Source organism: Xanthomonas euroxanthea (assembly GCF_903989455.1).
Taxonomy (GTDB): Bacteria; Pseudomonadota; Gammaproteobacteria; order Xanthomonadales; family Xanthomonadaceae; genus Xanthomonas; species Xanthomonas euroxanthea.
The window spans coordinates 4,902,366-4,923,218 of the sequence record NZ_LR861803.1; the positions used below are offsets into that span (position 1 = coordinate 4,902,366).

Consider the following 20,853-nt stretch of genomic DNA (forward strand, 5'->3'; position numbering starts at 1 on the left):
TGCTTGGCGTCGGGCGATCGTCGGGAGCTGGGCATCAGAAGTCGGTGCGCGATTCCAGGTGCTGTTCGACCTGCTCGCGGGTGGTCCACAAGGTGCGGAACTCGCCCTTGGACAGCAGTGGCAGCTGGTCGCTGATGTGTGCCGAACCAGGCTGGCTGGCATTGCCGTAGCTCATCAGGCCCTTGGCCTTGAGCGGCGTGGAAAACTCCACCAGCGAGACCCAGGTTTCGCCGTGCTGCGGCAGGCGTTGGCCATCGGCATTGGGCGGGTTCCAGGTGATCACGTCGAACGCGCCGAGATTGCCGAAACCGCCGCGGCCCGGCACATCGACAGCGCCCAGGTGGAAGCGCGACACCTCACCGTACGGCCGGTCGATGGCGCCGTAGGTCTTCTTGGTGCTGGCGACGGCCTGCTTGAGTTGGCGCAGCGCCAGCGCCGGGTCTTTCAGGCCGCTGGGTGTGGTCAGCGGCGCGTCCAGCGACCACGGCGTGGCATAACCGGCCTGCGAGAGGTAGCGCGCATCGCCGGTGAACAGGCGCGCCCATTCCTCGAACAGCAACGCGCCACGGCTGTCGGCTTCGAAGTGGCGGTCCCAGGCCTTGAGCACGTTGACCGCAGCGACAATGTCCGGATCGGTGCTGTCTGCGGCTGCGGCGTACAGCTGCGGCAACGTGCGATCGGCAGCCAGCGCCTGTGCGGTGCGCTTGAGCGCCACCAGCTGGTCGAAGTCGATGCTGTCGTGCTCGGCCAGCATCTTCACCGAGTTCTGCGCGCGCAACGACATCGGCCCGGTCGGGGCGACATAGGCCGGAAATGCGCTTGGGTCCAGCACCCGCGGCCAGCTCGCCAGCCACGGCGGGTCGTTGGTGTTCTGCACGAAACCGCCGGCCGGATTGATCACCTTGGGCAGCTCGTCGTAGCTGTGCACATCGCTCCATAGCGTGGACGCGGTATCGCCGGGCACCAGGCCGCTCCAGTACTTCAAATCGCCTTGCGCATGCCTGGGCAGGATGCCGTTGTCCAGGAACAGCACGTTGCCGGCGTTGTCGGCATAGACGATGTTGAACATCGGCACCTGCAGCTGCTTGAGCGCGCGCTGGAACTGCGCAAAGTCCTGCGCCTTGCCCATGTCCCAGTACTGCTTGAGCATGTCGGGGCGATCCAGGCCAGCCACGCGCAGCGCCACGGTGCTGCCGTCGTAGCGTTCGAACACCGGGCCGTGCACCGACTGCCGCACTTCCAGCGTCTGGGTTTTCAGCGCGCCATCGGCCTGACGGATCTTCAGCGTTCTGGTCTCCCGCTTGAACGGCAGCACCTTGCCGTCCAGCAGATAGCCATCGCCCGACAGCGTGAGTTTGTAGGTGGTCTGGCCCAGCAGCGTGTTCACCGTATTGGTGAAACCCAGTTGCTTGTTGAAGCCGAAACGCAGGATCGGCAGGCCGACCTGGGTGGCGCCGTACAGATCCACGCCCGGTCCGTTGAGATGCGCTTCGTAATAGGTGAAAAACCCGCTGCCCCAGGGCAGGTGTGGGTTGGCCAGCAGCATGGCATGGCCGTCGCGGGTCTTGCTCGGCATCAGCGCCCAGGCATTGGACCCATCGCGGGCCTGGCCGTCCTTGGGCGGCTCGCCCATCACCTTGGCCGGCGAGGCGATGTAGACGTAATTCATCAGCCGGTGCGCGTGCGCCACCACGTCCACGCCGGTGATCGGCAGCACCACCTTGACGTTGGCGTCCAGGGCCTCCGGGTGTGCGGCCGCGTAGGCGTTGATGCCTTGCGCGAAGGCGTCCAGGTCGGCACGAAAGCCCGGGGCCTGCTGCCGGTACCACTGCTGCGCGCGTGGGTAGACAGCGTTGCTGACCAGCCAGCGATCCTGTTCGGCGTACTTCTCGCCCCAGTATTCGGCGGCGCGGCCGCGCGCTTCGCCATACAGATGCAGCAGCAGATTGCCATGGCTATGGGTCTGTGCCCAACCGAAACCGTAGAAAGTGCCCGCTTCGGTCCTGGCATAGACATGCGGCACGCCGTAGCGGTCCCACAGGATCTCGCCGCTGTCCTTGCCGGCGCCGGCCGCCTGCGGGGCGCAGAACAATGCGATCAACAGCCCTGCGCAGATGGAAGCGCTGCGCGCATGCGCCCGCATCGAAGAAAGTCGCGGCACTGGGTCACTCCTCAAAAGGTGTAGGTCAACTTGGTGTAGTAGGACCCGCCGGTGAAGCCGTACGGCACGCTGGTCACATAGAAACCGCTGCCGGTGCTGGCGACCGCACCGATGTTGTTCGGGTACTGGTTGAACAGGTTGTTGGCGCCGAGCGTCCAGGTGATGCGCCCTGACAGTGCGTAGGACGCTTCCAGATCGGTGATCCATTTGGCCGGCACGTGTTCGTCGTTGGCCGGGTTGTTTTCCAGCACGTCGAAGCTGCCGAAGCGGTTGACGCGCACGTTGAGCGCGAAGTCGCCGATCACCCAATTGCCGCCCAGCAGCAGCTTGCTGCGCGGGGTGCGCGACAGGTAGCCGCGCGAGGCACGGTCGAACAGTTCGTAGCCGGCGCCCAGCGAGTCCAGTGCGGACGGGTTGTCGGCGATGCGGGTGATCTCGGTGGTGTTGTAGTTGTAGCCCAGGTTCCAGTTGACCCGGCCCCAGTCGCCGGCCTCCATGCGCCAGGTCGCCACCACGTCCACGCCTTCAGTGCGGGTGTCGATGGCGTTGGTGAAGTACTGCGCGCTGTCGACGCCGGACACGCCGGCGCGGGTGAGCAGGTCGGTGATCGCCGCACCGGTGATGTAGCCGGTCATGCCGATGCGGTCGTCCAGATCGATGCGGTAGGCATCCACGGTGAGGCTGAGTGCGCGCGTGGGGTTGTAGGTGAAGCCGATGCTGGCATTGGTGGATTCTTCCGGCTTCAGCGGTTCGGCCCCCAGTGCCAGCGCGGCGGGGGAATCCACCGGCAGCGTCTTGGCCAGGAACAGCTCGCGGTCGCCGTTGTCCAGCGTGCGCCAGCTGCTGTTGGTGGCCGCGTACAGGGCCTGCGCCAGGGCCGGCGCACGGAAGCCGGTGCTGGCCGCGCCACGCAGCGCGAAGGTCGGGGTGATGGCCCAGCGCGCGGTGAACTTGCCCACCGCGGTGTCGCCGGCCGAATCGTCGAAGCGCTCGTAGCGGCCGGCCAGGCCCAGCGACACGCTGTCGGCCACGTCCCAGGTCAGGTCGACATAGGCCGCGCCGCTGTTGCGATCCAGGCTGCCGGCTTCGTCGGGCTGGAAGGTGATCGCGCCCTGCGCGCCGGGCGGCGGCGCCTGCCCGGCACGCGGATGCCCGGCCGGGAACACGTAGCTGCCGGCCGCATAGGCCGCCTGCTCGCCGGCCTGGATCTCGTATTTTTCGTAGCGATGCTGCACACCCAGCGACACCTGCAGCGGGTGCTCGGCCAGTTGCAGGCCGCGGGTGATGTCCAGGCTGGTGGTCCAGTCGGTGGAGGTCAGCTGGCCGAGATAGAACGCGGTGGGGCTGGTCGGCCCCAGGCTGGCGTTGAGCGTGTGCAGGCCGTCGCGTTCGGAGGCGTTGCTGCCGTAGCTGGTGGCCAGGTCCCAATCCCATTGGCCCCACAGGCCCTTGATGCCGGCGGTGAACTCGTAATCGGTCTCGTCGATGCGCAGGCGCGGGCTGTACCCGTCCGGATAGATCTCCTGCAGGGTGTTGTTGGCGTTGGGATTGCGGAACGACCATTCCAGGTCGCTCAGGCGGCGGCTGTAGGTGGCGTAGGAATACCCACGCAGCTCGCCGCCCAGGCCCAGTTCGGCGTTGTAGGACAGGTTGGCGCCCTTCTGCCAGGGCTGGCCGAAGTTGCGCGTGATCAGGCGGTTGGCGGTGGCCTCGCGCGGGTCCGGCTGGCCGTTGACCGGATAGTACAGCCGGTAGTCGTCGGCCACCGGCACTGAGCGATTGGAGGTCTGCTGGTACCTGGCGTCGGCGGCCAGATAGACGAAGCCGTCGCTGCCCAGCGCCAGCCCCTTGCCGATGCTGGCACTGCTGCTGTCGCCATCGGCGCGGTCGATGTTCTGGCCCCACAGCACGTCGGCCTTGCCGCCCTCGGCATCGGACTTGAGCAGGATGTTGATGACGCCGGCGATTGCGTCCGAGCCGTACTGCGCGGCGGCGCCGTCGCGCAGTACCTCGATGTGGTCCACCGCCGAGACCGGGATCAGGCTCATGTCCACCGGCACCGAACCGCGCCCGACGATGCCGGCGATGTTGATGCTGGCGGTGCGGTGGCGGCGCTTGCCGTTGACCAGCACCAGAGTGTGATCCGGATTGAGCCCGCGCAGCCCGCCGGTGGCGATCACATACGAGGTGCCGTTGCCGGATTTGGCCGGTGCATTAAACGAGGGCACCAGATCGTTGAGTGCCGCCAGCAGGCCCGGGCGACCGGTCTTTTCCAATTCCGCCGCGCCGATCACATCGATCGGGGTGGGGCTTTCGGTGACGGTGCGCTGCACGCCGCGTGCGCCGGTGACCACCACCGCATCCAGGTTGCCGACTGCGGCATCGGCTGGCGGTGCAGCGGCTGGTGGCGTCGGTACGGATGCGTCCACCTGTGCGTAGCCCACGGCGGGATATCCGTGCAACGCGGCCGTCATCGGCTGCGCCGAGGCCAGCGTGATGCGTTCGCCATCGTCTTGAACCACGCTCAATCCGGTGCCGGCCAGCAACTGCCGCAATGCCACGCGCGATTCCAGCGTGCCCTGCACCGCCGGCGTGCGTACCTGCTGCAGGTATTCGCCGGGTGCCACGATCTGCACGCCGGCCTGCCGCGCAAATTCCGGCAACGCCACCACCGCATTGCTCTCGGGGAGCGAGAACGTGCGCCCCTGCGGCGAGGCTGCCAAGGCCGCTCCCGCTGCCATCATCGCCACGGCCGTGCCGATGGCCTTGCTCAAACGCCTGCTTGCTGCCTGCATCACTGCTCTCCGCTGGCGCGCGTGCGCCGCTGTCCGGTCGTCGTCACCGTTGCTGTGTGGCCCCCTGTCTGTTGGATGCGTGGCCGCCGCTTTTCCGCCATCGACATCGCGGGTGGTGACGTGCAGCGGTGCACCTCACTGCGCGAGTGCGCCGCGCAAGTGGATGCCGCCACGGGTGTGTTCGATCTGCAGGCCCATGCTCAGCGCAACGGAGCGTGCGAAGCCTTCCGGATCGTTGGCCGAATACAGGCCGACCACGGTGCGCCGCGCCACCGCGGGGTCGTCGATCAGGATGCGCATGTCGTTGTAGCGGGCGAATTCGGCCGCGGCCTGCGCCAAGGTGTCGCCGTCGAAGGCGATCATTCCCTCGCGCCAGACCAGCAACTGCTGCACGCGCCGCGCTGGCAGCGGCTGCACCTGCACCGCCCGCGTCGGGCTGACCATGGCCAGCATATTGGCGGCCACCCGCTGCGGTGCGCGCCGGTCGGCCTCCACGTCGACGGTGCCTTCGCGCACGACGACCTTGACCGCATCGTCCTGCCGCCGACGCACGCTGAAACTGGTGCCGACCGCGCGCACTTCCGCGCCGGCCGCCATCACCACGAACGGGCGATGACGGTCCTTGGCCACATCGAACAAGGCCTCGCCACGCAGCAACTGGATCTGGCGACGGTCGGCGCTGAATTCCACCACCACTTCCGAGCCGGAATTCAGCGTCACCGCCGAGCCGTCTGCCAACGGCAGGCGCAACACCTCGCCGATGCGGGTGAGGTGATGGCCGCTGCCGGGCGCGCCGGTGTCGGGGACGGCGGGCTGCAATGCCAGCATGCCGGTAGCCGCAGCGACCACGCAGGCGGCAAGTGCGGCCAGCCACCTGCCGCGTCGGTGCGTGCGCCGCGAATACGTCGCTTCCGCGGCAAAGCCCTGCCCCAGCGCGCGCGCACGATCGAAATGCAGATGCACCGCGTGCGCACGTGCATAGGCGCCGCGATGGCGCACGTCTTCGGCCAGCCAGCGGTCGCGCTGCACGCGCTCGGCCGGCGTGAGCCGGTCGCGGTCCTCGCGTCCCACCCAGGCGGCGGCAATGTCGTCGATGCTGCGCATGCTCAGCTGCCGCGCTGCGGATCGGCCAGGCGCGTGGCCGGCGCGGCGTGGCCCGCGGCCGGTGCCGATGCGGGCGTGCGGCCCATGCGTGCCATCAGCAGACGCAATCCCTTCACGATGTGTTTTTCCACGGTGTTCTCGCTGATTCCGAGCCGCGCGGCGATCTCGCGCTGCGACAGGCCGTCGACCTTGCGCAGCAGAAACACCTGGCGGCATTTGTCCGGCAGTGCCGCCAGCGCTTCGCCGATGCGGCGCAGCTCCTGACCGGCAATGGCGTGGCGCTCGGGTGAGCGCTCGTCCTTTGTGATGTCCAGGCGCTCGATTTCCGCCACGCTCTCGATCGACACGATCCTGGCGCGGCGCACCTGCTGCAGCAGCACCGACTGCGCAGCGGTGAACAGATAGGCGCGCGGATTGGCGATATGACCCACCTCGCCCAGCCCGGCCAGGATGGCGTAGGTCTCCTGGATGACGTCGTCGCAATCGACGTTGCCGGGGGCATGCTTGCGCAGCCAGCGCCGCAGCGCCGGCTCGTGCGGCAGGACCTGCGTCGCCAGCCAGGCGGCGCGCTGGGAATCGATGGCCGGCATCTAGGACGCGGCCGCTGACGTGCCCGCACGTCGAAGTGAGGAAGTCATTGCGTTCTCCGGGGGTTCGAGCGAAGGACCTGCTCTTGAAGTCACGATGCGCCAGCGGCGCAACTCCGCCATGCCCTCCGACGGGTGGCCCGCTGCGATGGCACTACCCGCGCAGCGCGCGCCGGACATCGACAATGTCCGGTCGGATGCGGCCCACGAAATGGCCGTTGGCAATGACCTGACTGCCTTGGGTTATGCAGGCGCGCCGCGCACACGGGCGCGCCGCAACGCCAATGGCAACGCGAATGGCAACCCCACGGTGATGGGCGGCGCCGTGCACGGCACTGCAGTACCTGGCGGTCTGGGCGTGTGGCATCCGGGCGCGACGAGCGGCGCCGATGCGCTAGCCAGTAAGGTGTTTATGGGGCCGGGCGTGCTGTGGCGATGTCGATCCGGAGACCGTGACAAAGTCCGGTTTCGGGGCCGATCCGCGCCAGGCGGTGCCGGACATCACCGCAGGGCCGGTGGGTTGGTGATCGGTTGCCGCTGCAACCAGCCGCAGGTCATCGGCGGATGGGCCCGATACGCGCAGGCCGAAGATGGCCTGCGTCAGGCGGTTCTTCGAGCGGCTTGCAGAAGCGATCGGGCGTTTGCAGTTGACCGCACGTAGCATGCGAGGGATTCGATGTGGCCTGCGCGCAATCCATCGCACGCGCCGATCGGCGCGCAGTGGTGCTGCGCGTCGTGTTCAGTCGCCCAGTTCGGCCAGGCGCGCGCGCACGCTCTCCACGTCGACGTGCTCGCGCAGGTGCAGCCACTGCCGCGCCCACACCGAGCGCAACACGATCCAGGCACCGAACACGCCCAGACAGGTCGAGCCCAGCGCCAGCGTCAACGGATGCAACGGCGAGCCGCTGCCGGTCTGGAACAGATACATGAAGGCCCCGGAAAACAGCAGCCACACGCCGAACACCGGCCAGTTGCTGGCCAGCAGGCTGGCGTGGGGCCGCTCGATCTCGCGCAGCAACCGGGTCAGCGCCTTGCGTTCCTCATCGTCCGGTGTCATCGACTGGCCGCTCCACGGATTGGTCGCCGCGCTAGATCACGCGGCAGAAAACAGCCTTCAGGTAGCGCGATTCCTGCACGTGCGCCATGAACGGATGGTCCGGACCGGCACCGGCCACCTTCAGGATCTGGATGGTGCGCCCGGAGAAATACGAGGCGCGCCGCAGCATGTCCAGAAACTCCTGCTCGGCCACCAGCCCGGTGCACGAGAAGGTGGCGAACAGGCCGCCGGGCTTGACCACGCCCAGCGCGAGCTTGTTCATGTCCAGGTACTTCTTCAGCGCCGGGATCACCTGCTCGCGGTCGCGGGTCATCTTGGCCGGGTCCAGGATCACCACATCGAACTGCTCGCCGCGATTGGACGCATCGCGCAGCCACGGGAAGATGTCGGCCTGCACGAACTTGGGCCGCACGTTGTTGAGCTTGGCGTTGCCCTTGGCGATGGCGATCACGTCCTCGTCGATGTCCACGCCCAGCACCTCGGACGCACCGCGCGCGGCCGCATACACCGCAAAGCCGCCGGTGTTGCAGCACAGGTCCAGCACGCTCTTGCCCTCGACCTGCTCGCTCAGCCACTGGCGGTTCTCGCGCTGGTCGGCGAAGAAGCCGGTCTTGTGCGCACCGGCCGGGTCGGCGCGGAACCTGATGCCGTACTCGGTGATCACCGATGCTTCGGTGGTGGTATTGCCGTGGAAATCGAAGCTTTCCTGCTTCTGCACGTGTTCGTCGGCAAAGCTGTGGAAGCGGCAGCCCGGGAACTGCGCGCGCAGCGCCTCGTAGATCCACTCGCGGTGGCGGAACATGCCGGCGGCGAAGAACTCCACCACCACCAGGTCGCCATAGCGGTCCACCACCAGGCCGGACAGGCCGTCGCCTTCGCTGTGCACCACGCGCCAGGCATCGGACACCGCGTCGAGCTTGAGCCAGTCGCGGCGCAGGCTCACTGCCGCGGCGATCTTGCGCGAGAACCAGCCCGCATCCACCGGCACCGACTGGTCGGTTTCCAGGATGCGCACGGCGATGCGCGAGTGGCCGTTGTAGAAGCCGCGGCCGACCCACTCCCCGTCCACGCCGACCACATCGACGATGGTGCCGGGTTTGGGCTTGGCGGCGGGCTTTTCCACCAGCTTCTGGAAGATCCACGGGTGGCTGGAGCGCCAGGCATTCTTGAGTCGGACGACGGGGACTGGAGTATTCATCCGCCCATTGTATCCGGCTGGATTGACGTGCCTGCCCTCCGGCACGCAGAATCAGGCGCAGAAGGGGAGTAGCTCCCAGCGTTGTCGCCGTCATGACGAGTCCTGCCAGCCAGGCTCCGGTGCAACGGCAACCGGCCCGGCCGGTTGTGAGCGAGACCTTCGCCGCGCAGGCGAAGGTCCGTCACCCGGAATCCACGATTTCCGTGTCACAAGGCCTCAGCCCACCGGCTGTCCAGGTCGTTTCACTATCGGGATTCTTTTATGCAAACCATTGGCAATGTCTGGTTATGGGGCGGCTTCGCGATCGTGGTGATCGTGGCGCTATTGGTCGATCTGGTGCTGATGCGCCACGGCGGTGCCCACAAGGTCACCTTCAAGGAAGCCACCTGGTGGAGCATCGGCTGGGTGCTGCTGGCGCTGGCCTTCAACGCCGGCCTGTGGTGGTACCTGCAGGGCAGCATGGGCGACGCGGCAGCCGACCGCATCGGGCTGGAGTTCCTGACCGGTTACCTGGTCGAGAAATCGCTGGCGGTCGACAACATCTTCGTGTTCCTGATGGTGATGACTTACTTCGGCGTGCCCGAGGAACAGCGCCAGCGCGTGCTGATCATCGGCGTGCTGGGCGCGATCGTGCTGCGCGCGATCATGATCTTTGCCGGCTCGGTGCTGCTGACCAAGTTCCATTGGCTGCTGTATGTGTTCGGCGCGTTCCTGCTGCTGACCGGCATCAAGATGTGGTTCTCCGCCGGCAAGGAGCCGGATCTGGAAGCCAACCCGGTGCTGCGCTGGATGCGCGGGCATCTGCGCCTGAGCCCGCAATACCACGGCCATGCGCTGAGCGTGATCAAGGACGGCAAGCGCTGGTTCACCCCGCTGTTCGTGGTGCTGATCCTGATTGCGGTGATCGACGTGATCTTTGCGGTGGACAGCATCCCGGCGATCTTTGCGATCACCACCGACCCGTTCATCGTGCTGACCTCCAACGTGTTCGCGGTGCTGGGCCTGCGCGCGATGTTCTTCCTGCTGGCCGGCATGGCCGACCGCTTCCACCTGCTGCCGTATGGGCTGGCAGTGATCCTGGTGTTCATCGGCACCAAGATGATGATCATCGATCTGTACAAGATCCCGGTGCTGGTCTCGCTGGCAGTGGTGATCGTGATCCTGGTCTTCACCATCGTGCTGAGCCTGCTGCGGCCGCCCAAGCCGGCCAGGCACTGAGGGGCTGGGATTCGGGATTCGGGAATCGGGAGCGGTAGCGCCGCGTGTGTTGCTGGCATCCAAGCGCACCGACCATCTCGACAGGTCCTTGCGCTCACCGTCACGGGCCCATGAGCGGCATGGATGCCGCGCCAGAGCCTGGCTACCCGAGATCCTGGTCGTCACCATCTGCTGAGTTTGGTGCGGCCACCCAAGCCGGCCCCCGCATTGACGGGCTGGGAGTCCGGAGTCTGCAATTGGGATTCGGGAACGGCCGCGCTGCATGCACTGCTCACAACCAAGCGCACCGACCAACTCGACGGGACCTTGCCTGCCCACCGTCGCGGGACCTTACGCGGCATGGATGCCGCGTAAGAGCCTCCATGGACGGATTCACGGCGTGTCCCGCGATGGTGGGCGGGCAAGGGCCGTGCAGCCAAGCCGCAGATCGTCCGCCCTACGACCGAGGCATCCACTCCGTTCAATCCCCTCTCAAGGCCGCCCGGATTCAGGCTCCCACTCGCTGGGGGCGTTCCGGGCCGAACTGGCGAGGGAGCGATGCCGCGCATGTTCGTGTCGCGCCCCGGTCACCTGCATGGTGCCGTGCGGCCGCTGCGCCAATGTTCGGCGGCGGGGCTGGATTATCCCGTCGTCGGGCCTGCTTATCCCGAGGCGGATAGCTTGTAAAAAATCCGCGCGACGCCATCCGTGAAGGTATGACACCGCCTCCTGTTACCGCCGCCGACGCCACCGCGCAAGACCGCCTGGATCGTTCCCGGGTATTGCGTGCCTTCAACTTCAGCCTGGCCGCCGTGCTGCTGCTGGTGGCGGTGTTCACCGCCCAGAGCATGTTCGACTGGCGCGCCTGGGCGGTGGCACCGCTGCAGGCAGACGGCCTGCTCGGCATCCTCACCGCACCGCTGCTGCATGGCTCGCTCGCGCATCTGGGCGCCAATGCCGCCGCGCTACTGATCCTGGGCACGCTGGCCGGCAGCGTGTATCCGCGTGCCACCGCCCTGGCGCTGCCGTTGTTGTGGCTGGGCTCGGGCCTGGGCGCGTGGTTGCTGGGCGAGCCCGGCAGCCGGCATCTGGGCGCCAGCGGCGTCACCCACGGGTTGATGTTCCTGGTGTTCGTGCTGGGCCTGCTGCGCCGCGACCGCCCGGCGATCGCCACCAGCATGATCGCCTTCCTGTTCTATGGCGGAATGTTGCTGACCATCCTGCCGCACGAAGCCGGCGTGTCCTGGCAATCGCATCTGGGCGGCGCGGTGGCCGGCCTGATCGCCGCGTTGCTGCTGCGCCTGCGCGACCCGCAACAGGCCAGGCCGCGCTACAGCTGGGAGGACGAAGACGAGGACGCTGCGTGGGAAGTAAGCAATGGCGAGCACGACGTGCTGGAACCGCCACCGCCGCGCCAGGTACCGGTGCTGTGGCAGCGCCAGGAAGACGGCTCGCACAACGTGGTGCTGCACTTCCCACCGCGCGAGCGCCCACCGGGCAGCTAGTGCCTGCATGGAGCAACGACCCAAACGGCCCCTGTTTCCCGTAGGAGCGTGCCTGCGCGCGACAGGGCATTACCGGGACCGCCCCATCGCGCGCAGGCACGCTCCTACAAAGGCGCTGCCTAGCGCGATGCTTGCCCCTGCAACGCACGCCGTGCCAGGCCCGGATCGTCGGCGAAGAAGGCATCGATGCCGGCGTCCAGATAGGTCTTGAGCTCGGCCAGTGCACCGGCGTCGTTACGCTCGGTCACCGCGCCGCTGCTGCGGTTTTCGGCAGCCAAGAAGTAGTTCTCCGGGCGGAACGTATACGGCTGCACCTGCAATCCTGCCGCATGCGCATCGTGCACCAGGCTGGTCGGCGTGCCCAGGCGTTGCTGCGCATCCAGCGGAATGATGCTGCGGATGTCCGGGCCGATCGCATCGGCGTAGCTGGCGACCTGCGTCAACCCCTCGGGCGTGATCATCTGCCCGTAGGTCCGCGGCGCGCTGCCCACGCCCGCATCGGGCAACGCCATCTGCGCGCCGGCCAGCAACTGCAGCAGGCGAATGTTGCTACTGCGCCCGATCTTGCCGCGCAAATAACGCAGGTTGCCGGTCTCGAACGACTGGATCACCACCGGCGCGGTCTGCGTGTAGGCATGCGCACGCAGGCTCGCCAGCACCTTGTCTTCCATCGCCAGATGCAGCCGGCTGAAATAGCTCGGGTGCTTGATCTCCGGAATCAGCCCGATGCTGCGCCCGGTTGCCGCCGATTCGGCTGCGACAAAATCGATGATCTCGTCGAAGGTGACGATCTGAAACTGCCCATCCCAGCGCGTGCCGCGCAACTGCGGCAGACGCTCGCGCGCACGCAGCGTCTTCAATTCGGCCAGGGTGAAATCCTCGGTGAACCAGCCTTCCATCGCCTGGCCATCGATGGTCTTGCGGGTCTTGCGCGCAGCGAACTCCGGGTGACTGGCCACGTCGGTCGTACCGCCGATCTCGTTCTCATGGCGCGCCACCAGCACGCCATCCCTGGTGGACACCAGGTCCGGCTCGACAAAATCGGCGCCATCGACAATCGCTTTGGCATACGCGGCCAAGGTGTGTTCCGGGCGCAGTGCGCTGGCGCCACGGTGCGCAAAGATCTGCACCGTCTTCGCCAACGGCGCCTCTGCCAACGCGGGCCCGCTCATACCGACCATCATCGCCCCCAACAGCCAGATACGGTGGAACTGCATCATGCCTTTCTCCAATGAAAAAGCAGCCATCAACACCACCGCGTCATCGCCAAGCGAGCTTGGCCGATGATCGAGGCGGGATGCACGACCGTACATCCCGCTTCCTCCGCATCGCCCGCACCCGCCCGACAATCACTCGCTAGGTGTTGCCAGCCACTCTAAAACCATCCACGTCGATCGCCACCGGAAATCAGTCAGCAGCCACAAGACCCGCTCTTACCAATCCCCAATCCCCAATGCCCAATCCCGACTCTCCAGTCCCGTCCTCAGAACTTCGCATCCAGCGTCAAAAACACCTGCCGCGGCGCGCTGGCATGGAACGCCAGCTGGCGGCCAGTCGGATCGCTGTTGGCGAACGCGGTGAGATTGGACGCGTACCGCTTGTCGGTGAGGTTGGTGACGTTGAGCGAGAGCTTGAGCCCCTGCAGCACGCCGGCCTGGCCGAAGTCGTAGCCGGCGCCCACGTCGAACGAGGTGTAGCCGCCAAAGCCCTGATCGTTGGTGTAGGTGTAGTAGCGCTGGCCGGTGTACTTGCCGCGCAGGTTGATGTTCCAGTTGGCGTAGTTGAACGCGATTTCGCTGGCGAACATGCGCTTGGGCGTATCCACCGTGGTCTTGCCGGCGGTCGGAATGGTCACCCCGTTCTGCACATAGTTGTCGTCGTAGGTCGAACGGTTGATCGAGGCCGAGTTGTACCACTGCAGGTAGCTGGTCGGCTTCCAGATCACCGTCAGTTCGCCACCACGGCTGCTCACCGAACCCACGTTGAAGAAGCGTGTGGTGCAGGCCGGCGTGGTGCCCTGCTGGATGCTGGCGCAGGGATTGAGCGAGAGCAGGCGGTTGTCGAAGGTGACGTCGTAGCCGACCAGCGAGGCTTCGAAGCGGTCACGCACGAAGCGATAACCGGCCTCCACGGTGCGCGACTTTTCCGGCTCCAGCGCGCCGACGCTGGCATCGAACGAGGCCTGCGTCACCAGCAACGGACCACCGGCACCGCCGCCCTGGAACGCGGCGATGTTTTCCGCGTACGAGGCAAACACCTCCTGCCCGTCGGCGATGCGATAGCCCAGGCCGACCTGCGGCAGCACCGACTCGCTGGCCTTGATCGAGCCGGTCGCCACCGGTGCTTCCACCGCCAGCCCCGGCGTCTCGCGCGCGGTCATTTCGGTACTCGGACTCTTGATGCCCAGATCCACGCTCAGGCGCTCGTCGAGGAACTTGAAGTTGCCCTGCACGTAGAACTGCCGCGTGGTGATGATGTAGTTCTGCGAGAACAGCCGGCGATCCGGATCCTGCAGGAACTTGTCGTCGCTGACCGGCCCGTCGATCCAGTAGAAATTGCGCTCCACATCGTGGTGATTGCGCTCGTACCACAGCCCGGCTTCGAGGTGATGCGCGCCCAGGTTCCAGCCGAGCGACGCGATGCCGCCGGTGCGGTTGATCCAGTAGTTGGTGCTGCGGATCGAGATCGGCAGCGCCTGCGGCGTCCCCGGATTGGATGCCTGGCCCGGCGACCACCAGTGGCCCTGCCCCTTGTTTTCGTGGTGATAGACCTGGGTGTGCAGGCTGATCGCATCGTTGGGCTGGAAGTCGCCGGCCACGTAGAACAGATCGTCGTCGCGCAAGGCGCGGCTCTGGTAGTAGGCATCATCGACATTGTCCACGCCGCCGCTGAAACCGCAGCGCGCCGCATTGCGCGTGGCCGGTGCGCAGTACGCCGCGGCCAACGCGCGGTTCCAGTCCGGTGCGTACAGATTCCAGTCCCAGCCCAGGCCACGCGCCATGCCGCTCTTGGACAGATACGCATAGTCCGCCTGCGAGGTGCGCGAGGTATCGGCAAATGCGGTCAGCTTGCCGCCGTCGAACTGGTACACGCCCTTGGCATTGAACTGCCGCGTGGTGGTCGGCGAGTCCGGGCGCGTCCACATGTCGGCATCGGCATTGATGCCGGACAGATAGGCCGAAAAGCCGTTGTAGTCGCCGGTGTCCACACGCAGGAAGGTGCGGCGATTGGCGTCCGAGCCCACCGTCTGCGACAGCTGCCCGCCGAACACGCTGGACGGATCGGCAGAGTAGTACTGGATGGTGCCGCCCAGGTTGCTGGTGGATGCAGTGCCCAGCGCACCGATGCCCGAGGCCAGCTCCACGCCGCCGAAGTTTTCCGCAATCAGGGCGCGGCTGATGTTGAGGCCGTTGTAGTTGCCGTAGGCGTTGTCGCCCAGCGGCAGGCCGTCGAGCGTATAGCCCAGGCGCGTGCCGTTGAAGCCGCGCAGGCTGATCGTCTGCGACTCCTCGTTGGCACCGAAGGCATCGTTGGATTGCACGTTCACGCCCGGCATGCGGTTGAGCAGCTTCTGGATGCTGGTACCCGGCGGCAACACCGGGATGTCCTGCTGGGTGATGCGCTGCACCTGACGCGTTTCGCCCTGGCCGATCACCGAGACCGCATCGAGTTGCTGCACGGTCGTGCCGGTGTCGGCAGTCACGTCGGGGTCGGCAGCATGGGCGGCCGGCGACAGCACGAGCGCGGTGAGGACAGCGGCACTTAAGAGATGGATCTTGGGCATGGGCGGCAGGGAACGAGTCAAAAGATGACGGCAAGCGTGCGACAGCTGTCTTGCGTCGATGCGACGGCCAGGTGACAGTGCCGCGACAGTCGCAGCGCATCCCGCGCAAGCGCTGCGCCGCGCTTGCATGCAGATGTCATCTGCGCGTCGTAATCTGCGACCTGATCCATCTGTGTTGTCCGAGGGTTGGTCCATGTCCCATCGCACTGCCCGTGCTTGTTCCCGGACGCTGACCGGCGCCGCCATCGCCGTGTTGGCCTGGGGATGCGGTATCGCCAGCGCGCGGGATAACGTCGCCGCGACAGGCTCGGTGATCGCCACCGATGCACATGGCTACCTGGAAAAGACACACGTGCCCGACAGCCTGCGCCTGGTACCGCCGCCGCCGCAGGACGGCAGCGCCGCGCTCGCCAACGATCAGGCCATCGCCACGTCCATGCTCGCCCTGCGCGGCACACCGCGCTGGGACCTGGCCACACGGGACGCCGCGCTGGGGTTTCCCGCAGCCGCCACCCACTTCAGCTGCGCGCTCGGCATCCAGATCGACCAGGCCCACACCCCGCACCTGCTGCGCCTGCTGGAGCGCAGCATGCGCGATGCCAGTACCAGCACCAGCGCAGCGAAGGCGCGCTACCAACGCCCGCGCCCGTTCATGCGCAACGACCAACCGATGTGCACGCCCGACGACGACGCGGCACTGCGCAAGAACGGCTCCTATCCCTCCGGCCACACTGCCATCGGCTGGAGCTGGGGCCTGATCCTGGCCGAGCTGGCCCCCGCACAACGCGATGCCCTGCTCGCCCGCGGCCGCGCCTTCGGCGACAGCCGCCTGGTCTGCAACGTGCACTGGCAGAGCGATGTCCTGCAGGGCCGCATCATGGGCGCCGCCACCGTCGCCGCGTTGCACGACAATGCCGAGTTCCAGAAGGATCTCACCGCCGCACGTCGCGAGATCGCCAAGGCACGTGCGAAGCAGCCGGTAGCGCTGGCGGAATCGCCAGCCTGCGCGGCGGAGAACGCCGCACTGCAGACCGTGCTGCCTGGGGTGATGTGATTTGTTTCTGCGGCGCGGGCGCGGGTTCTGGGTTTCGATATCACAGCAAGTGACCCTGCCACTCGCGCTTTGCGCCTGTCACCGCTACGGTCCGCAGATCAGAACACCGACAGCGAGCATCTGCATCGGCTCTTCATACGTCGCGGCAAGTAAGTGGTTTATTTGCCGATACAAAAACTCGAAAAGATCTTGCCCAGCAACTCGTCGGCGCTCAGCTTGCCGGTGATCTCGCCGAGGGCTTCCTGTGCCAGACGCAGTTCTTCGGCGGCCAGTTCGAGTTGTTCGAAACCCAGCTCTAGATCCGCCGCATCTGCGTGCTGTTCGGCACGACGCAGTGCGTCGACATGCCGCGTGCGTGCGGAGAATTCACCTTCCACGCTTTCCATTCCATCGCCCAGCGCGAGTTCGCGCAACCGGGCGTGCAACTGCTCCAGTCCCTGCCCGGTCACTGCCGATACTGCGATCGCGTCGCGATCGAGCGCTGCGGGTTCGGCCAGCAGATCGCATTTGTTGTGGATCCACAGCTGACGCGGCACCGCATCGATGGCATCGCCGAGCGCATCGCGTGCGGCCTGCGGGTCGCGTGCATCCAGCACCACCAGCGCCAGATCGGCGCGCTGCAGTTCGACACGAGCGCGACGCATGCCCTCGCGCTCGATCGCATCGCCACCCTCGCGCAAGCCGGCGGTGTCGACCAGGGTCAGGTCGAAGCCATCGAGCTGGATGGCTTCCTGCAAGGTGTCGCGGGTGGTGCCGGCGACATCGGTGACGATGGCGCGCTCGCTGCCGGCCAGTGCATTGAGCAAGGAACTCTTGCCGGCGTTGGGCGGGCCGATCAGCACCGCATGCAGGCCGTCGCGCAGCTTGCGCCCGCGTTCGGCATCGCGCAGCAACTGCGCGAGCAGGCTGCGAGCCTGGGTCAATCCATCGCGCACCTGCGCCCCGCCCAGCGTGTCCAGCGGCTCGTCGGCAAAGTCGATGGCTGCTTCCACGTGGATGCGCAGCCGGGTGAGGCCGTCGCTGACCGCATCGACACGTTGCGAAAACACACCGTCCAGCGATCTGCGCGCAGCACGTGCCGCACGCAGATCGCCGGCGGCGATCAGATCGGCGATCGCCTCGGCCTGCGCCAGATCGAGCTTGCCGTTGAGAAAGGCCCGTTCGCTGAACTCGCCCGCGCGTGCCTGGCGCGCGCCCAGCGCAATGCAGCGGCTCACCAGCTGCCGCAGCAGCACCGGGCTGCCATGGCCCTGCAACTCAACCACCGCTTCGCCAGTGAAGCTGTGCGGCGCCGGAAACCACAAGGCGATGCCATCGTCGATCACTTCGCCCTGCGCATCGCGAAAGCGTGCGTATCTCGCCTGCCGTGGTTGCAGAGTCGGGACACCCAACTCGGCGGCGATCTGCGCGGCCTGCGGCCCGGACAGACGCACGATGCCGATGCCTCCGGTTCCGGCGGCGCTGGCGATGGCAACAATGGTCGATGGCGAAGAAGACATAGGCAGATGGTAAGGCGTGTGGTCAAAGACGTGGCTTGCATGCGCCTGCGCGCGTGGCGGCGGTATGGCTGCATTTCACGGAGATGCCGTAAGCCTTGCGCACGATGGATCGATCTTCAAGACACCGATCCAGTGTTGCCTGCACGCTGCTTGCGATAGCCGGCCACGCCAACACGCTGGCGCAACGAGGTGCATCGCAAGCGATGCAACAGCGATGACATCACGACAGCATCCGTGGCATAGCTAAAAAACGCCATCCGGGCGCACATACAGAAAGCCCGCCTTGCGGCGGGCTCTGTGCAACTGCTTACTTGGCGTTGGCCTGGATGATCTTGCTCGGCTTCTCGCCGTGCTGGCGGATCATCCACCACTGGATCAGCAGACCCAGGCCGCCGTTGACCACCCAGTACAGCACCAGGCCGGCCGGCATGAAGGCCATCATGACGCCGAACACCAGCGGCATGAACTGCATCATCTTGGCCTGCATCGGGTCCATGCCGGGGGTCGGGGTGAGCTTCTGCGTGGCCCACATGATGGCGATGTTGAGCAGCGGCAGGATGAAGTACGGATCGCGCGCGGTCAGGTCCTGGATCCAGCCCAGCCACGGCGCCTGACGCAGTTCCACCGATTCGACCAGCACCCAGTACAGCGCGAAGAAGATCGGCATCTGGATCAGCAGCGGCAGGCAGCCGCCCATCGGGTTGATCTTTTCCTTCTTGAACAGCTCCATCGTCGCCTGTTGATACTTGACGCGATCGTCGCCGTAGCGCTCCTTCAGCTGCGCCAGGCGCGGCTGGAAGCGGCGCATCTTGGCACCGGACTTGTACTGCGCAGCAGACAGCGGATACAGCGCCAGGCGCAGCAACACCACCAGCCCGATGATGGCCCAGCCCCAGTTATGCAGGAAGCTGTGCAGGTGGCTCAGCACCCAGAACAGGCCCTGGCCGATGATGGCCATGATCGAGAAGCGGCTGTAGTCGACCACGCGGTCCAGCCCCTTCACGTCTTCCTTGGCGATCAGGCTGACCAGTTTCGGGCCGACCCACAGGCGTGCCTCGGTGGTGGCGGTCTGACCCGGCGCGACAGTGAAGGCCGGGCCACGCAGTTCGGCCACGTCACGCGGGCCGTCCTGGTTCAGCACATACAGCGAGGCCTGGTCCTTCTGCGGAATCCACGCGGTGAAAAAGTGGTGCTGCAGCAGCGCCACCCAACCGCCGGTGATCTGGCGATTGAGGCCACCGTCGTCCATGTAGTCCTTGAACGCGCGACGCTCGTAGCCTTCCTGCGGGCTGTACCAGGTCGCTCCGTTGAAGCTGAAGGAATCCGGGTTGGTCATGCCGCGGCTGAGGATGGTCGGCACCCGGCTCAGCTTGCGGAACACGTAGCCATTCCACGGCGCGCCACTGTTGTTGATGACCTCGTCCTTGATCGAGATCGCGTAGCGCCCGCGTTCCAGGGTGAAGGTGCGGCGGATCGACACGCCGTTGGGGCCATTCCACACGAACGGCACCACCAGGGTGTTCTGGCCCTTGGCCAGTGCGAACGCGGTGCCCGGCTGTTCGGCGCGGAAGCCGCCCACGCCAGGAACTGGCGAATGCTCGCTGGCCCAGCCGCTGGTGGCGTTGTAGGGGTGCGCGGCATCTTCGGTCAGCAGGCTGACCGGCGCGGTGCCGTCCTTGGTCTGCGGAAACTGCAGCAATTCGGCATCGAGCACGCTGCGGCCGTCCAGTTTCAGGCGCAGCACGTCCGAGGTCAGGGTGATCACCGGCGCAGCGCCGGCAGCGGCCGGCGTCGCGGCGGTGGTACTGGTCGCCGGCACGGCGCCCGGCGCGCCCGCCTGCGGGATGGCCTGTGCCGCCGGCACATTGGCCGCGGTCGCAGCTGCGTCCAGGTCACGCGCGGCCGGCACCGACTGGGTCGCCGCGGCCACCGGCGCATTGGCGGCCGCCTTGTCCTTGCCCCACTCCATCCACAGCAACGCCGCGACCATCAGCCAGGCAAAAATCAGGAAAACACGGGTCTGGTTCATCGGGCAGCAACTCGCTCAGTCGGAACTGGGTTCCGGCTCTGTCGGGGAAAGGGAGGATGGGTGCACCGTCCTGGCGGGCGGCATTGTGCCGGGCGCGGCAGGCAGGGGCAATGCGCCAGCACGGCGCAGCAGACGCACGAAGGCATCGCGAATCTGTGGATTGGTCGCTTTTGCGGCCGCCGAGCGCGCCACAATCACGTAGTCGCCGCCGGCAAGCTCGGGCAGCAGATGGCGCATGGCATCGCGCAGGACGCGTTTGATCCGGTTACGGCCCACCGCACGCGTATCGACCTTGCGCGACACCGCCATGCCCAGGCGCGGCGGCGTATCGCCGGTCCGCCAGTGCAAGCTGAGCAACGGGTCCGAGGTACGACGTGCCGTATCGAAAACGACCGTATATTGCGCACGCGTACGAACCCGCGCAGAGCGAGGAAATCGCCTGCACGGGTTCGATGCGTTCACGTTAGGGACTGCCTCGGCCGCAGTGAGCGGCGCGGCAATCAAGCGCTCAGGCGCTTGCGGCCCTTGGCGCGGCGGCGAGCCAGGATCTTGCGGCCGTCGGCGGTTGCCATACGTGCGCGGAAGCCATGGTCGCGTGCTCGCTTGAGGTTGCTGGGTTGGAAAGTACGCTTGGTGGCCATGGGGCCCTCTGCATGAATGGAGACGAATAGAACCGGCAATTCTATAGGGCCACCCGCGTCCGGGTCAACTCCCCGCACGCTTTACCGGAGGTGACGACGGTGGCGCCCTGTGGATGGACCTGTGAATAAGTCTGGGAAAACCCTGCCCTCGGTGCTAGTCTGGCCCATCCTCTTTTCACTACCGGGCTGCGAGCACGGCGCTTTTCTGCGCGCCGCAGCCAGCAACAGATGATCATACTTTG

At 66.5% G+C, this 20,853-nt stretch carries 15 protein-coding genes and 1 other RNA gene; 4 read left to right on the forward strand and 12 right to left on the reverse strand.

Annotated features, from left to right (window positions below):
* Positions 1–34: 34 nt before the first annotated feature.
* The 6 genes from H7A86_RS20425 to H7A86_RS20450 form a co-directional block, all read right to left on the reverse strand.
* Positions 35–2,161 (reverse strand): acylase, encoded by a 2,127-nt coding sequence (locus H7A86_RS20425; protein ID WP_232099143.1) that lies wholly within the window; start codon positions 2,159–2,161, stop codon positions 35–37.
* 11 nt (positions 2,162–2,172) lie between these two features.
* Positions 2,173–4,935, reverse strand: a complete 2,763-nt coding sequence (locus H7A86_RS20430) for a TonB-dependent receptor (protein WP_197944242.1) — start codon at positions 4,933–4,935, stop codon at positions 2,173–2,175.
* A gap of 156 nt (positions 4,936–5,091) precedes the next feature.
* Positions 5,092–6,060 carry a FecR family protein gene (locus tag H7A86_RS20435; protein WP_119132657.1) on the reverse strand — a complete coding sequence of 323 codons (969 nt, stop codon included), beginning with the start codon at positions 6,058–6,060 and terminating at the stop codon, positions 5,092–5,094.
* A 2-nt stretch (positions 6,061–6,062) separates the two neighbouring features.
* Entirely contained in the window at positions 6,063–6,650 is a 588-nt protein-coding gene (locus H7A86_RS20440; protein WP_119132658.1) for an RNA polymerase sigma factor, read from the reverse strand.
* 736 nt (positions 6,651–7,386) lie between these two features.
* Positions 7,387–7,704: a hypothetical protein gene (locus H7A86_RS20445; protein ID WP_104585914.1), complete on the reverse strand. Its 318-nt coding sequence runs from the start codon at positions 7,702–7,704 to the stop codon at positions 7,387–7,389.
* A gap of 31 nt (positions 7,705–7,735) precedes the next feature.
* Positions 7,736–8,902 (reverse strand): class I SAM-dependent rRNA methyltransferase, encoded by a 1,167-nt coding sequence (locus H7A86_RS20450; protein ID WP_119129974.1) that lies wholly within the window; start codon positions 8,900–8,902, stop codon positions 7,736–7,738.
* A 261-nt stretch (positions 8,903–9,163) separates the two neighbouring features.
* Between H7A86_RS20450 and H7A86_RS20455 the strand changes: the two genes are divergently transcribed.
* Together H7A86_RS20455 and H7A86_RS20460 are read left to right on the forward strand one after the other, a co-directional pair.
* Positions 9,164–10,120, forward strand: a complete 957-nt coding sequence (locus H7A86_RS20455; RefSeq protein ID WP_016901852.1) for a TerC family protein — start codon at positions 9,164–9,166, stop codon at positions 10,118–10,120.
* 695 nt (positions 10,121–10,815) lie between these two features.
* Positions 10,816–11,604, forward strand: coding sequence for a rhomboid family intramembrane serine protease (locus H7A86_RS20460; RefSeq protein WP_119132659.1), 789 nt, complete (start codon positions 10,816–10,818; stop codon positions 11,602–11,604).
* A gap of 119 nt (positions 11,605–11,723) precedes the next feature.
* Here H7A86_RS20460 and H7A86_RS20465 read toward each other — a convergent pair whose 3' ends face one another.
* Positions 11,724–12,824, reverse strand: a complete 1,101-nt coding sequence (locus H7A86_RS20465; protein WP_180707972.1) for a glycerophosphodiester phosphodiesterase — start codon at positions 12,822–12,824, stop codon at positions 11,724–11,726.
* A 77-nt stretch (positions 12,825–12,901) separates the two neighbouring features.
* Between H7A86_RS20465 and H7A86_RS20470 the strand changes: the two genes are divergently transcribed.
* A non-coding RNA gene (locus H7A86_RS20470) (sX9 sRNA) lies at positions 12,902–12,976 on the forward strand.
* A gap of 111 nt (positions 12,977–13,087) precedes the next feature.
* Here H7A86_RS20470 and H7A86_RS20475 read toward each other — a convergent pair.
* Positions 13,088–15,388, reverse strand: coding sequence for a TonB-dependent receptor (locus H7A86_RS20475; protein ID WP_119132661.1), 2,301 nt, complete (start codon positions 15,386–15,388; stop codon positions 13,088–13,090).
* A 193-nt stretch (positions 15,389–15,581) separates the two neighbouring features.
* Between H7A86_RS20475 and H7A86_RS20480 the strand changes: the two genes are divergently transcribed.
* Positions 15,582–16,442: an acid phosphatase gene (locus H7A86_RS20480; protein WP_119132662.1), complete on the forward strand. Its 861-nt coding sequence runs from the start codon at positions 15,582–15,584 to the stop codon at positions 16,440–16,442.
* Between the two features lie 158 nt (positions 16,443–16,600).
* Here the strand turns inward: H7A86_RS20480 and mnmE are convergent, their stop codons facing one another.
* From mnmE to rpmH, 4 genes are all read right to left on the reverse strand, one after another.
* Positions 16,601–17,941 carry a tRNA uridine-5-carboxymethylaminomethyl(34) synthesis GTPase MnmE gene (gene mnmE, locus H7A86_RS20485; protein WP_119132663.1) on the reverse strand — a complete coding sequence of 447 codons (1,341 nt, stop codon included), beginning with the start codon at positions 17,939–17,941 and terminating at the stop codon, positions 16,601–16,603.
* 307 nt (positions 17,942–18,248) lie between these two features.
* Positions 18,249–19,970 carry a membrane protein insertase YidC gene (gene yidC / locus H7A86_RS20490; protein WP_104650388.1) on the reverse strand — a complete coding sequence of 574 codons (1,722 nt, stop codon included), beginning with the start codon at positions 19,968–19,970 and terminating at the stop codon, positions 18,249–18,251.
* Positions 19,971–19,985: 15 nt separating this feature from the next.
* A complete protein-coding gene (gene rnpA, locus H7A86_RS20495; RefSeq protein WP_119132664.1) occupies positions 19,986–20,432 on the reverse strand; it encodes a ribonuclease P protein component in 447 nt (148 codons plus the stop codon).
* Between the two features lie 38 nt (positions 20,433–20,470).
* Positions 20,471–20,611 carry a 50S ribosomal protein L34 gene (rpmH, locus tag H7A86_RS20500; protein WP_002805908.1) on the reverse strand — a complete coding sequence of 47 codons (141 nt, stop codon included), beginning with the start codon at positions 20,609–20,611 and terminating at the stop codon, positions 20,471–20,473.
* Between the last annotated feature and the right edge of the window lie 242 nt (positions 20,612–20,853).

Excerpts from the sequence above, each read along its gene's own strand:
- H7A86_RS20435 (WP_119132657.1), bottom strand. The coding sequence starts at position 6,060 with ATGCGCAGCATCGACGACATTGCCGCCGCCTGGGTGGGACGCGAGGAC.
- H7A86_RS20440 (WP_119132658.1), bottom strand. The coding sequence starts at position 6,650 with ATGCCGGCCATCGATTCCCAGCGCGCCGCCTGGCTGGCGACGCAGGTC.
- H7A86_RS20445 (WP_104585914.1), bottom strand. The coding sequence starts at position 7,704 with ATGACACCGGACGATGAGGAACGCAAGGCGCTGACCCGGTTGCTGCGC.
- H7A86_RS20450 (WP_119129974.1), bottom strand. The coding sequence starts at position 8,902 with ATGAATACTCCAGTCCCCGTCGTCCGACTCAAGAATGCCTGGCGCTCC.
- H7A86_RS20455 (WP_016901852.1), top strand. The coding sequence starts at position 9,164 with ATGCAAACCATTGGCAATGTCTGGTTATGGGGCGGCTTCGCGATCGTG.
- H7A86_RS20460 (WP_119132659.1), top strand. The coding sequence starts at position 10,816 with ATGACACCGCCTCCTGTTACCGCCGCCGACGCCACCGCGCAAGACCGC.
- H7A86_RS20465 (WP_180707972.1), bottom strand. The coding sequence starts at position 12,824 with ATGATGCAGTTCCACCGTATCTGGCTGTTGGGGGCGATGATGGTCGGT.
- H7A86_RS20475 (WP_119132661.1), bottom strand. The coding sequence starts at position 15,388 with ATGCCCAAGATCCATCTCTTAAGTGCCGCTGTCCTCACCGCGCTCGTG.
- H7A86_RS20480 (WP_119132662.1), top strand. The coding sequence starts at position 15,582 with ATGTCCCATCGCACTGCCCGTGCTTGTTCCCGGACGCTGACCGGCGCC.
- mnmE (WP_119132663.1), bottom strand. The coding sequence starts at position 17,941 with ATGTCTTCTTCGCCATCGACCATTGTTGCCATCGCCAGCGCCGCCGGA.
- yidC (WP_104650388.1), bottom strand. The coding sequence starts at position 19,970 with ATGAACCAGACCCGTGTTTTCCTGATTTTTGCCTGGCTGATGGTCGCG.
- rpmH (WP_002805908.1), bottom strand. The coding sequence starts at position 20,611 with ATGGCCACCAAGCGTACTTTCCAACCCAGCAACCTCAAGCGAGCACGC.